Annotated in this window: 13 protein-coding genes; all 13 read left to right on the plus strand. The window is 61.3% G+C overall.

Annotated elements, in window-relative coordinates:
- The first annotated feature begins 5 nt into the window (after positions 1-5).
- Positions 6-791, plus strand: coding sequence for a flagellar basal-body rod protein FlgG (gene flgG, locus SB765_RS22765; protein WP_016498523.1), 786 nt, complete (start codon positions 6-8; stop codon positions 789-791).
- Between the two features lie 36 nt (positions 792-827).
- Positions 828-1,523, plus strand: a complete 696-nt coding sequence (gene flgH, locus SB765_RS22770; protein ID WP_016488460.1) for a flagellar basal body L-ring protein FlgH — start codon at positions 828-830, stop codon at positions 1,521-1,523.
- A 12-nt stretch (positions 1,524-1,535) separates the two neighbouring features.
- The gene (locus SB765_RS22775) at positions 1,536-2,645 is read left to right on the plus strand and encodes a flagellar basal body P-ring protein FlgI (protein ID WP_041167972.1); all 1,110 of its coding nucleotides are present in this window, start codon (positions 1,536-1,538) and stop codon (positions 2,643-2,645) included.
- An 11-nt stretch (positions 2,646-2,656) separates the two neighbouring features.
- A complete protein-coding gene (gene flgJ, locus SB765_RS22780) occupies positions 2,657-3,811 on the plus strand; it encodes a flagellar assembly peptidoglycan hydrolase FlgJ (RefSeq protein ID WP_341796446.1) in 1,155 nt (384 codons plus the stop codon).
- 12 nt (positions 3,812-3,823) lie between these two features.
- Positions 3,824-5,866: a flagellar hook-associated protein FlgK gene (gene flgK / locus SB765_RS22785; protein ID WP_410909954.1), complete on the plus strand. Its 2,043-nt coding sequence runs from the start codon at positions 3,824-3,826 to the stop codon at positions 5,864-5,866.
- A 13-nt stretch (positions 5,867-5,879) separates the two neighbouring features.
- Entirely contained in the window at positions 5,880-7,442 is a 1,563-nt protein-coding gene (locus SB765_RS22790) for a flagellar hook-associated protein 3 (protein WP_341796444.1), read from the plus strand.
- 280 nt (positions 7,443-7,722) lie between these two features.
- Positions 7,723-8,652 (plus strand): ketoacyl-ACP synthase III, encoded by a 930-nt coding sequence (locus SB765_RS22795; RefSeq protein WP_043197112.1) that lies wholly within the window; start codon positions 7,723-7,725, stop codon positions 8,650-8,652.
- A 403-nt stretch (positions 8,653-9,055) separates the two neighbouring features.
- Entirely contained in the window at positions 9,056-10,498 is a 1,443-nt protein-coding gene (locus SB765_RS22800) for a flagellin (protein ID WP_410909955.1), read from the plus strand.
- 76 nt (positions 10,499-10,574) lie between these two features.
- Positions 10,575-10,931 (plus strand): flagellar protein FlaG, encoded by a 357-nt coding sequence (locus SB765_RS22805; RefSeq protein ID WP_341796442.1) that lies wholly within the window; start codon positions 10,575-10,577, stop codon positions 10,929-10,931.
- A gap of 83 nt (positions 10,932-11,014) precedes the next feature.
- Positions 11,015-12,403 carry a flagellar filament capping protein FliD gene (fliD, locus tag SB765_RS22810; protein ID WP_410931985.1) on the plus strand — a complete coding sequence of 463 codons (1,389 nt, stop codon included), beginning with the start codon at positions 11,015-11,017 and terminating at the stop codon, positions 12,401-12,403.
- A 127-nt stretch (positions 12,404-12,530) separates the two neighbouring features.
- Complete coding sequence (gene fliS / locus SB765_RS22815; protein ID WP_016498531.1) at positions 12,531-12,932, plus strand: flagellar export chaperone FliS; 402 nt, start codon at positions 12,531-12,533, stop codon at positions 12,930-12,932.
- Positions 12,933-12,948: 16 nt separating this feature from the next.
- A complete protein-coding gene (locus tag SB765_RS22820) occupies positions 12,949-13,242 on the plus strand; it encodes a hypothetical protein (protein ID WP_026034449.1) in 294 nt (97 codons plus the stop codon).
- A 168-nt stretch (positions 13,243-13,410) separates the two neighbouring features.
- Entirely contained in the window at positions 13,411-14,886 is a 1,476-nt protein-coding gene (gene fleQ / locus SB765_RS22825; RefSeq protein WP_016498533.1) for a transcriptional regulator FleQ, read from the plus strand.
- Positions 14,887-15,022: the final 136 nt, after the last annotated feature.

A 15,022-nucleotide genomic window follows, 5' to 3' on the forward strand; every position in this document is an offset into this window, starting at 1 on the left:
ACTACATGCTTCCGGCTCTTTGGGTCGCTAAAACCGGCCTGTCCGCCCAGGACACCAACCTGACGGTCATTTCCAACAACCTGGCCAACGTCTCCACCACCGGCTTCAAGCGTGACCGTGCCGAGTTCGCTGACCTGCTGTACCAGATCCGCCGCCAGCCCGGCGCCCAGTCCACCCAGGACAGCGAGCTGCCTTCGGGCCTGCAGGTCGGTACCGGTGTGCGCATTGTCGGCACCCAGAAGAGCTTCGTCGCCGGCAGCCTGCAGACCACCGAAAACCCGCTGGACATGGCCGTCAACGGCCGTGGTTTCTTCCAGATCCTGCAGCCGGATGGCACGGTGTCGTACACCCGTGACGGCACCTTCCACCTGAACTCCGACGGCCAGATCGTCACCGCCAACGGTTACGCCCTGGAGCCTGCCGTTGTCGTGCCGAACGACGCGCAAACCTTCACCGTCGGCCAGGACGGCACCGTGTCGATCACCACGGCCGGCAACCCTGCAGCGCAGGTGATCGGCAACATCCAGACTGCCGACTTCATCAACCCGGCTGGCCTGCAGGCCATCGGCGACAACCTGTTCCTGGAAACTGCCGCCAGTGGCGCGCCGCAAGTGGGCACCCCGGGCCTGAACGGTTTCGGTACCACCCAGCAGCAGACCCTGGAAAACTCCAACGTCAGCACCGTGGAAGAGCTGGTGAACATGATCACCACCCAGCGCGCCTACGAGATGAACTCCAAGGTCATCTCCACCGCCGACCAGATGCTGTCGTTCGTGACCCAACAGCTCTAAGCCCTGTCGCTTCGTTACACCCGTGAGGTATGCACCATGAATCGTCTGTTGTCCGTGTTCGCCCTGGGGGGGGCGGTGTTGCTGGCAGGTTGCGTCGGCCCGACGCCCAAGCCCAACGACCCGTACTACGCGCCGGTACTGCCGCGCACCCCGTTGCCGGCAGCGGCCAACAACGGTTCCATCTACCAGGCCGGTTTCGAGCAGAACCTGTACAGCGACCGCAAGGCGTTCCGGGTGGGTGACATCATCACCATCACCCTCAACGAGAAAACGTCGGCCAGCAAGAACGCAGGTTCGCAGATCCAGAAGAACAGCAAGGCCGACATCGGCCTGACCTCGCTGTTCGGCAGCACACCGAACACCAATAACCCGTTCGGTGGCGGTGACCTGTCGCTGGAGGCCGGCTACAACGGCGAACGCGCCACCAAGGGCGACAGCAAGGCCACCCAAGGCAACACCCTGACCGGTTCGATTACCGTGACCGTGGCCGAAGTGCTGCCCAACGGCATCATCGCCGTGCGCGGCGAGAAGTGGCTGACCCTGAACACCGGCGAAGAGCTGGTGCGCATTGCCGGCATGATCCGCGCCGACGACATCGCCACCGACAATACCGTGCCGTCCACCCGTGTGGCCGACGCGCGCATCACCTATTCCGGTACCGGCTCGTTCGCCGATGCCAGCCAGCCCGGGTGGCTGGACCGCTTCTTCATCAGCCCGCTTTGGCCTTTCTGAGTACGGATGACCATGTTCAACGTGAGGCAGCTGATTGCCGCAACCCTGCTCCTGTCCTGTGCCTTCGGTGCGCACGCAGAGCGCCTGAAGGACATCGCCAGCATTTCTGGCGTGCGTTCCAACCAGTTGATCGGTTACGGCCTGGTGGTGGGGCTGAACGGCACGGGTGACCAGACCACCCAGACGCCGTTCACCCTGCAAACCTTCAACAACATGCTGTCGCAGTTCGGCATCAAGGTGCCGGCCGGCTCCGGCAACGTGCAACTGAAGAACGTCGCGGCAGTGTCGGTGCATGCCGACCTGCCGGCGTTCGCCAAGCCCGGCCAGGTGGTGGACATTACCGTGTCGTCGATCGGTAACTCCAAGAGCCTGCGTGGCGGCAGCCTGCTGATGACCCCGCTCAAGGGTATCGACGGCAACGTCTACGCCATCGCCCAGGGCAATCTGGTGGTGGGGGGCTTTGACGCCGAAGGCCGTGACGGCTCGAAGATCACCGTCAACGTTCCGTCGGCCGGTCGCATCCCCGGGGGGGCCAGTGTCGAGCGGGCAGTGCCGAGCGGCTTCAACCAGGGTAACACCTTGACCCTGAACCTCAACCGCCCCGACTTCACCACCGCCAAGCGTATCGTCGACAAGGTCAACGACCTGCTCGGCCCGGGTGTGGCCCAGGCTGTGGACGGCGGTTCGGTGCGGGTCAGTGCGCCGATGGACCCCAGCCAGCGCGTGGATTACCTGTCGATCCTGGAAAACCTCGAAATCGACCCGGGCCAGGCGGTGGCCAAGGTCATCATCAACTCGCGTACCGGTACCATCGTCATCGGCCAGAACGTCAAGGTGTCGCCGGCAGCGGTGACCCACGGCAGCCTGACCGTGACCATTACCGAAGACCCGATCGTCAGCCAGCCGGGGGCCTTCTCCAATGGCCAGACGGCCGTGGTGCCGCGCTCGCGGGTAAACGCCGAGCAGGAAGCCAAGCCGATGTTCAAGTTCGGCCCGGGCACCACGCTGGATGAGATCGTCCGCGCGGTGAACCAGGTGGGCGCAGCGCCCGGCGACCTGATGGCCATTCTCGAAGCCCTGAAACAGGCCGGCGCCTTGCAGGCCGACCTGATCGTGATCTGAGGACGGCGCGGATGAACATCAAAAGCCAGGTTTCCGGCAGTGCCGACAGCGGCGCCTACACCGACCTCAACCGCCTGAGTGCGCTCAAGCACGGTGACCGCGACAGCGAAGCCAACGTGCGCAAGGTGGCCCAGGAGTTCGAGTCGCTGTTCATCAGCGAAATGCTCAAGGCCTCGCGCAAGGCCAGCGACGTGCTGGCTGATGACAACCCGATGAACACCGAAACGGTCAAGCAGTACCGCGACATGTACGACCAGCAGCTGGCCGTGAGCATGTCCCGCGAAGGTGGTGGTATCGGTCTGCAGGATGTGCTGGTGCGCCAGCTGACCAAGGGCCGCAGTGCGTCGATCAACACCAGCCCGTTCCCGCGTGCCGACGGCAGTGGCCCGGCGCTGTGGGGCAACAGGGTGGCGGAGCCGGTGCATGCGACGGAATCGACCGCTACCCGCAACGACGTCGCTGCGCTCAACTCGCGGCGCCTGGCCTTGCCGAGCAAGCTTACCGACCGCCTGCTGGCTGGCATCGTGCCGTCGGCCGCCACGGCCAATAACGCCGCTGTGCCGGCCCGTGACGGCCAGCAAGTGGCCAAAGCCTTCGCTGTGCCGGATAACGGCCTGCGCATTGTCGGCCGCGCCGTGGCCCAGCCGCCGCTGGCGCCGAACAAGGCCTTTACCGACAGTGACGAATTCGTCGCCACCATGCTGCCGATGGCCGAGCAAGCGGCCAAGCGCATTGGTATCGACCCACGCTACCTGGTGGCCCAGGCCGCGCTGGAAACCGGCTGGGGCAAATCGGTGATGCGCAATACCGATGGCAGCAGCAGCCACAACCTGTTCGGCATCAAGGCCACCGGCAACTGGCAGGGTGAGCAGGCACGGGCGATCACCAGCGAGTTCCGCGATGGCCAGTTCGTCAAGGAAACCGCAGCGTTCCGCAGCTATGACTCGTACCAGGACAGCTTCCACGACCTGGTGAACCTGCTGCAGGGCAATTCTCGCTATCAAGATGCGCTGGACTCGGCCGATAACCCTGAGCAGTTTGCAAGAGAGCTGCAGAAGGCAGGTTATGCGACCGACCCGGGCTATGCGAAGAAGATCATCAGCATCGCCCAGCAAATGCAGTCAACCCCGCAATACGCCATGGCTGGCAGAACCACGAATCTATAAAAGGACTAAATCATGTCGAGCCTGATTTCCATCGGCCTGAGTGGCCTGAGTGCCAGCCAGGCGGCCTTGTCGGTAACCAGTAACAACATCGCCAACGCCGCGACCAGTGGCTACTCGCGCCAGCAGACGGTTCAGGCGGCGGGGCCCTCGCACAACATCGGCGCGGGGTTCCTGGGTACCGGTACCACGCTGGCGGACGTGCGCCGCATCTACAGCTCCTACCTGGACAACCAGCTGCAGACCGCTACCTCGCTGCAGGCCGACTCGGTTGCCTTCCAGGACCAGATCACCAGCATCGACAAGCTGCTGGCCGACCGCGATACCGGTATCAGCTCGGTCCTTACCGCGTTCTTCTCGGCCCTGCAGACGGCGGCGGCCAAGCCCGGTGACGTTGCCTCCCGGCAGCTGTTGCTGACCCAGGCGCAAACCCTGAGCAACCGTTTCAACGCGGTGAGCACTCAGCTGACCCAGCAGAACGAAACGATCAACTCCCAGCTCGACACCATGGCTGGCCAGGTCAACAAGCTCACCGCCAGCATCGCCGAGTACAACAAGCAGATCGCGGCGGCCTCGGGCACCGGCAACACGCCCAACAGCCTGCTGGATGCGCGCAGCGAAGCAGTGCGCCAGCTCAACGAGCTGGTCGGCGTGACCGTACAGGAACGTGACGGCAACTACGACGTGTACCTGGGCAGCGGCCAGTCGCTGGTTACCGGCAACAAGGCCAACACCTTGTCGGTGCAGCCTGGTACTGCCGACAAGAGCCAGGCCAGCCTGCGCATCAACTATGAGTCGTTCAGCTCCGACGTGACCTCGGTGGTGACCGGTGGCGCGATCGGCGGCCTGGTGCGTTACCGCCAGGACGTGCTGATACCGTCCATGAACGAGCTGGGCCGTGTTGCCCTGGTGGTCTCGGACAGCATCAACAGCCAGCTGGGGCAGGGCCTGGATGCCAATGGCCAGTTTGGCAGCTCGCTGTTCTCCAGCATCAACAGCGCCACTGCCGTTGCCCAGCGCAGCCTGGCTTCGTCGAACAACAGCACCGGCTCCGGCAACCTGGACGTGACCATCGCCAACAGTGGTGCGCTGACCACCTACGACTACGAGGTGAAGTTCACCAGCGCCAACCAGTACAGCGTGCGCCGCTCCGACGGCACCGACATGGGCAGCTTCGACCTCAGCACCGACCCGGCGCCGGTGATCGACGGCTTCAGCCTGTCGCTGAAAGGCGGTGGCCTGGCGGCCGGCGACAGTTTCAAGGTGATCCCTACCCGTGCGGCAGCCGGCAGCATCACCACCACCCTGACTGATGCCAACAAGCTGGCCTTCGCCGGGCCGATCAGTGCGGCGGCAGGCAGTGGCAACAGCGGTACCGGCACCATCACCCAGCCCACGCTGGGCGAATCGCTGGATATTTATGGCGGTGCCGACACCGCACTGATCCAGCAGTCGATTCGCGACTCGATGCCGGTGCGCGTAGTGTTCGACGCCGCCAGTGGTGGCTCCCAAGGCTACAAGCTGTTCGATGCCAAGGGCACCCAGATCGGCACCGGTAGCGTGGTCCCGGGTACCGACAACAAGCTGTCGGTGGCTGTGCCAATGCTGGATGCTGCCGGGCAGCCGATTCTCGATGGCAGCGGCAACCCGCGCACGTTCAGCGTCGAGACCACCATCGGCGGCAGCCCGGCGGCCAATGACAGCTTTACCCTGTCGTTCAATGCCGACGGCAAGGCCGACAACCGCAACGCCACGGCGCTGCTGGGCCTGCAGACCAAGTCGACGGTGAACACCGGTTCCGGCGGTGGCACCAGCTTCACGTCGGCCTATGCATCGCTGGTCGAGCGCGTGGGTGCCAAAGCCAACCAGGCGACCATCGACACCACGGCGACCGAGGCGGTACTCAAGTCCGCCAGCGAAAGCCGCAGCGCGGTATCTGGCGTCAACCTCGATGACGAGGCGGCCAGCCTGGTGAAATTCCAGCACTACTACACGGCTTCGTCGCAAATCATCAAGGCGGCGCAAGAAACCTTCAGCACCCTGATCAATGCCTTGTAAGGAGTAGACTCTCGTGCGTATTTCCACTGCTCAGTTCTATGAGGCCAGCGCCAGTAGCTACTCCAAGAACTTCTCCACCATGAACAAGACCAACGATCAGGTCACGTCGGGTATTCGCATCCAGACCGCGGCCGATGACCCGGTCGGCGCGGCGCGTCTGCTGCTGCTGCAACAGCAGCAGTCGCTGCTGGACCAGTACAGCGGCAACATCAACACGGTGAGCAACGCCCTGCTGCAGGAGGAGAGCGTACTCTCCACCATCAACGACGCCATGCAGCGCGCCAGCGAGCTGGCGATCCGTGCTGGCGGCCCAGGGGTTACCGACTCTGACCGTGTGGCCATCAGTACCGAGCTGAAAGAGATCGAGGCGAACATCTTCGGCCTGCTCAACTCGCGCGATGCCAACGGCGACTACATGTTCGGCGGCTCCAAGAGCACCACGCCACCCTATGTGCGCAACTCCGACGGCACCTACAGCTACAACGGTGACCAGACCCAGCTGAGTCTGCAGGTGTCCGACACCCTGAATCTGGCCACCAACGACACCGGCTTCACCATCTTCGATTCCGCCAGCAACAAGAGCCGCACGCAGTCGACCCTGGTGGTGCCCGCCACTGACGATGGCGTGGTCGGGGTATCGTCTGGCCTGATGACCTCGAGTACCAGCTACAACAACAGCTTTACTGCCGGCCAGCCGTACAAGCTGACCTTCACCAGCGCGACCCAGTACACCATCACCGATGCAAGTGGCAGGGACATCACCTCTGAAACCGCCACCAACGGTACCTTCGACAGCAAGACCGAAGGCGCCAACAGCATTGCCCTGCGTGGCGTCGAGTTTGAAATCACCGTTACCGTGGAGGAGGGCGCCGATGCCGACGCCGCGGTGGCAGGGCGCGAGTTTTCCCTGGCGGCGCGCCCGGACTCGTTCAACACCACCCGCAACGCCAGCAACACCTCCAGCGCCCAGGTCACCAGCGGCAGCGTGACCGACGAAGCGGCTTATCGCAGCACCTTCCCCAGCAATGGGGCTGTGATCAAGTTCACCGGGCCTGGCGCCTACGAGCTCTACGCCCAGCCGCTGACGGCTGACAGCAAGGCAGTAGCCACGGGTACCTACACCGCACCAGCCCTGACGGTGGCGGGTGTCACGTATCAGGTGAGCGGTTCGCCGGAGGCGGGTGACCAGTTCGCGGTTACCGCCAATACGCACCAGAACCAGAATGTGCTGGAAACCCTCAGCCAGTTGCGTGCTGCGCTGGATACGCCGGTAACGGGTGTAGGCCAGGCCAATGCGCTGAAGGATGCGGCGGCCTCGGCGATCGCCAACCTCGCCAGTGCCCGTGAGCAGGTCGATATCACTCGTGGTTCGATCGGCGCCCGGGGCAATTCGCTGGAGATCCAGCGCCAGGAGAACACCAGCTTGGGCCTGGCCAACAAGACCACCCAGAACGCCATCGGCAACACCGACATGTCGCAGGCGGCCATCACCCTGACCTTGCAGCAGGCCATGCTGGAGGCCTCGCAGCTGGCCTTCTCGCGCATTTCGCAGCTGAGCCTGTTCAACAAGCTCTGATCTGTCTTGCTGAAACCGGGGCGCAAAGCGGCCCCGGCTTTTTCATGCCCGCGAAAATTCCGGTTTCTCACACCCTCGGCACGGCTTTCGTAGCATTTCAATGTGACCAATGAGTCAAAACGATCATCTTCCCTGTATTCTATGCAGCAGCTGTTGCAGCATTTTGTTACCGGTGCGCAGGTGAGCCCTGCCTTCAACCTCTGGCGGTGACGCGCCCCGGTATTTGGCGCCCTCAATTCATCGAGTGGTGGTCTTTGGCTGTTTTCATTGGGAAGCCAGAATGATTGGCATCAAAAGCATTGCGAGTTACGTGCCTACCGCTGGCCTGGACAACTACGTCCAGGGTGCGAAGTTCGGCAAGGACGAAGAGTTCATGTTCGGCAAGATCGGCGCGTCGTTCCTGCCGCGCAAGGCCGAAGAGCAGGAAACTTCCGACCTGTGCGTAGAAGCCGCCCGGGCCCTGTTTGCCAGCAACCCTGACCTTGATCCGCAGTCGATCGATGCGCTGATCGTGGTCACCCAGAACGGTGATGAAGAAGGCCTGCCGCACACCGCCGCCATCGTCCAGAGCAAGCTCGGCCTGTCGACCCGCGTGGCGGCGTTCGACGTGTCGCTGGGTTGCTCCGGCTATGTGTATGGCCTGTACGCGATCAAAGGCTTCATGGAAGCGGCAGGGCTGAAAAACGGCCTGCTGATCACGGCCGACCCGTATTCGAAGATCGTCGACCCGGAAGACCGCAACACCACCATGCTGTTCGGCGATGCCGCCACAGCCACCTGGATGGGTGAAGACGCGGTATGGAACCTGGGCCAGGCGCGCTTTGGCACTGACGGCTCCGGTGCCGAGCACCTCAAAGTCACTGACGGCAAGTTCTTCATGAACGGCCGCCAAGTGTTCAACTTCGCCCTGGTCAAGGTGCCGGCGCACCTGCACGAGCTGCTGGATGCCAGCGGCCTGACCTCGTCCGATATCGACGCCTTCTGCATCCACCAGGGCAGTGCGGCGATTGTCGACGCCGTGGCCCGGCGCTTTGAAGAGCAGCACCCGGAGAAGTTCGTGAAGGACATGCTGGAAACCGGCAATACCGTGTCCTCCAGTGTGCCGCTGCTGCTGCAGAAGCACATGCTCGACGGCAGCTGGAAGCGTGTGGCGATCAGCGGCTTTGGCGTGGGCCTGTCGTGGGGCTCGGCCATCCTGTACCGCGACTGATCCCCCAGCAGTCCCCAAAAGCGCCCGGCGGCCCCCGCCCGGCGCTTTTTTTTTGCCTGCAAAATTCTGTGGCTTGGCGCCGCTTTCTGTGGGAGCGGGCATGCCCGCGAAGAAGGCGACTCAGTGGATGGCACCGGCTTTGCCGGTGTTCGCGGGCGCGCCCGCTCCCACAGATGGAGTGGCTGGCTGGTGAAATTAAGCTGGATTTGGAGTGGTTTTTGACGCCAATAAACTGCCCTTAACCCCTTGATTTCTCGGGGCTGGCCCCATGCCAGCATTTTTTTTTCGAAAAACCCCTCAAGCATCCCGCGCACCCGACGATAACTATTACGAAGGTTCTCTAGGCCAGTCCGGCGGTTGCCAAGGCCGGAAGCCGCAGTACCCATCCAACGAGGATTTCGTCATGGCTTTAACTGTAAACACCAACATTGCGTCGATCACCACCCAGGGCAACCTGACCAAGGCTAGCAACGCTCAGACCACTTCGATGCAGCGTCTGTCCTCGGGTCTGCGTATCAACAGCGCTAAAGACGACGCTGCCGGCCTGCAGATCGCCAACCGTCTGACCAGCCAGATCAATGGCCTGGGCCAGGCTGTGAAGAACGCCAACGACGGTATCTCGATCGCTCAGACCGCTGAAGGTGCAATGCAGGCTTCGACCGACATCCTGCAGAAAATGCGTACCCTGGCCCTGTCCTCGGCTACTGGCTCGCTGAGCAACGACGACCGTAAGTCGAACAACGACGAATACCAGGCTCTGACCGCTGAGCTGAACCGTATCTCGGAAACCACCACCTTCGGTGGCCAGAAGCTGCTGGACGGTTCGTACGGCACCAAGGCCATCCAGGTCGGCGCCAACGCCAACGAAACCATCAACCTGGCGCTGGACAACGTTTCGGCCAAGAGCATCGGCTCGCAGCAGATCAAGTCGGGCACTATCGCGCCTAGCGCCAGCGGTGTGGCCGCAGCTGATCTGGTTGTCACTGGCAACGGTCAGAGCAAAACCGTCAGCTATGATGCGGGCTCCTCGGCCAAAGACATCGCTGCCAAACTCAATGGCTCCATCGGTGGCCTGACTGCTACTGCCAGCACCGAAGTCAAACTGGCTGTTGCCAGTGGCGCTGCAGCTACTCCAGCCAACTTTGACCTGACTGTAGGCGGTAGCACCGTCAGCTTCATCGGTGTTACTGACACCGCAAGCCTGGCTGATCAGCTGAAGTCCAACGCCGCCAAGCTGGGTATCAGCGTTAACTACGACGAATCGACCAAGAGCCTGTCGGTGAAGTCGGACACTGGCGAGAACCTGGCCTTCACCTCCAAGGCCGGCGCAGACGCCATCTCGGTGGGGGCACGCGACGGCAACGGTGATTTCCCAGGTACTCTGACCACGCTTTCCGCTACCGTTAACGACAAATCGACCGTTACTGGCCAGATTTCTCTGGACTCTGCCAAAGGTTACTCGGTGGCTAACGGTGCAACCGGTACTGGCGCTACTGACCTGTTCGGTTCAGCTTCCAAGTCTTCGGCCAAGACCACCATCGCCGACACCGATGTCACCGAGGCCACCAACGCCCAGAACGCTCTGGCCGTTATCGACAAGGCCATCGGTTCGATCGACAGCGTCCGTTCGGGCCTGGGTGCTACCCAGAACCGTCTGCAAACCACCGTCGACAACCTGCAGAACATCCAGAAGAACTCCACCGCTGCCCGCTCCACCGTGCAGGACGTGGACTTCGCTTCGGAAACTGCCGAGCTGACCAAGCAGCAGACTCTGCAGCAGGCTTCGACTGCGATCCTGTCGCAGGCTAACCAGCTGCCATCTTCGGTCCTGAAACTGCTCCAGTAATTCAGGCGCCTGAGTAAAGGGTGAAAGGGCGCGTTTACGTGCCCTTTCACCCTTTTTGACATGAGGAGTTCGAAACATGGACATGAGTGTCAAGCTGAGCCAGGTGTATCCGTCGGTGTTACCCCAGGCGCCAGTCGCTGATCGGGATCGGGATCCGGCATTGCCTGCCAAGGTGCAGGACGCTGCGGCCCCCGATAACCAGCCGCACTCGCGCGAAGACCTGGAAAAAGCGGTTGGCGAGATCCGTGATTTCGTCCAGTCAAGCCAGCGTCAGCTGGATTTTTCCATTGATGATTCCACTGGTCGGGTTGTGGTCAAGGTAATTGCCACCCAGTCCGGTGAGGTGATCCGGCAGCTTCCGTCGGAAACTGCGCTGAAATTGGCGCAGAGCCTCAGTGAAGCCAGCAGCCTGCTGTTCGATGATCAGGCATAGGCTGGCATGATTTTTGTTGCTGTCGGCCGATTGATGGATTTATCCGCCAAGGATCCGGCAGCTACTGAACAAGGAGAGCAATGATGGCAGGTACAACAGTCAGCGGTATTGGCTCGGGCATTGATACCCAGGCGATCGTCGATTCCCTGGTGGCCGCGCAGAAGGCGCCGAAGCAGGCGCAGATCAATACCCAAACGCTGAAGGCAACCACCACGTTGTCCTCTATCGGCAAGATCCAGTCGGCGCTGGATGCCTTCCGCGGCGCCTTGACCAACATGACCGACACCAACAGTTTCGGTGGCCTTAGCCTGAAGTCTTCGGATGAGAAGGTTGCCACCGTCACCATGGGTACCGGGGCTGCCAACGGTTCGTTCAAGTTGATTGTCGACAAGCTGGCGACTGCGTCGAAGGTGTCAACGAAGGTCTACGCAAATGGCGCCGGCTCTGTAGTCAACGCCACTGGCAGTCCGACCACGTTGACCATGACCCAGAATGGCAAGGCCTACGATTTGAGTGTTCCTGCTGGCGCAACGCTGCAGCAGGTGCGCGATAGCATCAACAGTCAGTTCAGTACGGCAGGCCTGAGTGCCAACGTACTGACCGACGCCACGGGTTCGCGTCTGATCATCACCTCGACCAAAATGGGTGACGACTCCGACATCACCCTTTCGGGCAATTCGGGCATTGATACTGGCTATACCGTTGTCGATGAACCGGCGGACGCCGAGTACACGCTGGACGGTATTGCCATGAAGTCCAAGACCAACGACATCACCGATGCCGTCAGTGGTCTCAACATCAAGCTGGTGGGTACGTCGCCTAAAAACGCGACAAGTGGCGAGGTAACAGCGACGGTACTTTCGCTGACTACCAGCTCTACTACGTTGAAGTCGGGCCTCAAGGGTTTCATTGATACCTACAACGCCCTGCTCAAAGTCATGAATGCTGAAACCAAGGTCACCAAAAACGCTGATGGCACCATGACGTCGGCGGCGCTGACCGGTGATGCCACAATGCGTACGTTGATGTCCTCCATTCGTGAAGAGCTCAATGCGGTGTCGGGCAACGGTACCTTGAAATCGCTCGCTGCCTTTGGTGTCACTTCTGCCCAGGATGGCGGTGCGCTCAGCCTGGATGACAAGAAATGGGACAAGGTTGCCTCCACCAATGCCGCGGACCTGACCAGCATCTTCAATGGCAAGGATGGCCTGCTGGCGCGCCTGCAAAAGGTGACCGAGCCGTTTGCCAAAGCCAGTACCGGTACTTTGGCCGAGCGCTCCAAGGTCCTGACTGAAAGCCTGACCAAGCTCAAGAGCGAGCAGGACACCCTGGATACCCGGATGGAAGCCCTGCAGAAGAGCCTGCAGGACAAGTACAACAACATGGATACGCTGGTCACCCAGCTGCGCCAGCAGCAGAATTCCGTGCTCAGTACCCTTAATGCGCTGAACAAGTCGAGCAGTGACGATTAAAACGTGAACATTGCATGAAGTGCGGGCATGATGCCCGGCTTCATGTCATCGGCCGGTAAAGTTTTTCACTGCCTGCCCGATACAAGGAATATCTCTCCCTTAAGCCTGCCCGTCACGAGGTCGCAAGATGAATCCCATGAGAGCCCTTCGTCAGTACCAGAAGGTCAATTCCCATGCCCAGATTTCCGAAGCCACGCCGCACCGCCTGGTGCAGATGCTGATGGAAGGTGGCCTCGATCGCATGGCCCAGGCCAAGGGTGCCATGGCGCGTGGCGACATCGCGGAAAAGGGCCTGATGCTCGGCAAGGCGATCGACATCATCATCGGCCTTCGCGACGGCCTGCAGCCCGAAAAAAGTGAAAACCCGGAGACTGTCGAGAAACTCGACGCGCTCTATGTCTACATGACTAATCGGCTCATGCAGGCCAATGTCGACAACGATGCCGGCATTATCGACGAAGTTGCCCAGCTGCTGATTACCGTGAAAAGCGGTTGGGACGGCATTGCCGACGCCCAGCCTGCCAGCTGACGGCAAGGAGATTACCGTGACCGCACTGCAACGCCTCGATGACACCTGTGATGCCCTGGTCGGCGCCCTGAGCGAGCGTGACTGGGAAGCCATTGCCAAGCTGGATGTGGCGTGCCGCGCTTGCATCGACGAGGTGCTGGAAACCCACGCGGTGGACCAGGCGTTGCTGCGCGAGAAGCTGGAAGGGGTGCTGCTGGTCTACCGCAACCTGATCGACGTGACAACCGGGGAACGCCAGGCAATTGCCGAAGAGATGATGCAGATCAACCAAGCGAAAAATGCTTCGAAGGTTTACCATCTGTTCAGTTAAGATGCGCACAACTTGACAAAAGGCGCCATAAATTTGACTGTGTGGGCCTTTTTGACTTTACTAGTGTCTGTTCTCGAATTCCAGACGTCCGAACACTGACCATTCAGTCGGAATGATGTCGAGCATGCCCCTGCAGGGCGGCGATATGACTAGGGAAGTTGCTATTGCATGTGGCGTGAAACCAAGATTCTGCTGATTGATGACGACAGCGCGCGCCGCCGCGATCTGGCGGTGGTGCTGAATTTCCTCGGTGAAGAAAACCTCGCTTGCTCGAGCCATGACTGGCAGCAAGCGGTCGAGTCGTTGTCTTCGAGCCGTGAAATATTGTGCGTGCTCATCGGCAGCGTAGACGCTCCGGGCAATCTCCTTGGGCTCGTTAAGACAGTGGCCGGGTGGGATGAGTTCCTTCCGGTGCTGCTATTAGGTGAAATTTCTTCTGCGGAGTTCCCGGAAGACCTTCGCCGCCGGGTGCTTTCCAACCTGGAAATGCCACCAAGCTACAGCCAGTTGCTGGATTCACTTCACCGTGCCCAGGTTTATCGCGAGATGTACGACCAGGCGCGCGAGCGCGGCCGTCAGCGCGAGCCTAACCTGTTCCGCAGCCTGGTCGGCACCAGCCGTGCCATCCAGCACGTGCGGCAGATGATGCAGCAGGTGGCCGATACCGACGCCAGCGTGCTGATCCTGGGTGAGTCGGGCACCGGCAAGGAGGTGGTGGCGCGCAACCTGCACTACCATTCCAAGCGCCGCGAAGCGCCGTTTGTACCCGTCAACTGTGGCGCGATCCCGGCCGAGCTGCTGGAAAGCGAACTGTTCGGCCACGAGAAGGGTGCCTTTACCGGGGCGATCACCAGCCGCGCCGGGCGTTTCGAGCTGGCCAATGGCGGTACGCTGTTCCTCGACGAAATTGGCGACATGCCGTTGCCGATGCAGGTCAAGCTGCTGCGTGTGCTGCAGGAGCGTACCTTCGAGCGTGTGGGTAGCAACAAGACCCAGAGCATCGACGTGCGCATCATCGCTGCGACGCACAAAAACCTCGAGACCATGATCGAGGACGGCACCTTCCGCGAAGACTTGTACTACCGTCTGAACGTGTTCCCCATCGAGATGGCGCCGCTGCGTGAGCGGGTGGAAGACATCCCGTTGCTGATGAACGAGCTGATTTCGCGCATGGAGCACGAGAAGCGCGGTTCCATCCGTTTCAACTCCGCGTCGATCATGTCGCTGTGCCGGCACGGCTGGCCGGGCAACGTGCGCGAGCTGGCCAACCTGGTCGAGCGCATGGCGATCATGCACCCGTACGGGGTGATTGGCGTGTCCGAGCTGCCGAAGAAATTCCGCTACGTTGATGACGAAGACGAGCAGATGGTCGACAGCCTGCGCAGCGATCTGGAAGAACGCGTGGCCATCAACGGCCACACGCCAAACTTCAGCAACCCTGCGATGCTGCCACCTGAAGGCCTGGACCTGAAGGACTACCTCGGTAGCCTGGAGCAGGGCCTGATCCAGCAGGCGCTGGACGATGCCAACGGTATCGTTGCCCGCGCGGCTGAACGTTTGCGTATTCGCCGTACCACCCTGGTCGAGAAGATGCGCAAGTACGGCATGAGCCGCCAGGGTGGCGAGGACCAGGCGGAGGATTGACGCCTGGTGGCACCCCTGAAATGACCTCTTCGCGGATAAACCCGCTCCCGCAGCAATGGCGCAAGTTTTAAGTATTGCGCGACACCTGTGGGAGCGGGTTTACCCGCGAAGAGGCAAGCAAAATTCCCTCCATTAT

The sequence above is a fragment of the Pseudomonas sp. SIMBA_067 genome (assembly GCF_046534675.1).
Lineage (GTDB): Bacteria > Pseudomonadota > Gammaproteobacteria > Pseudomonadales > Pseudomonadaceae > Aquipseudomonas > Aquipseudomonas putida.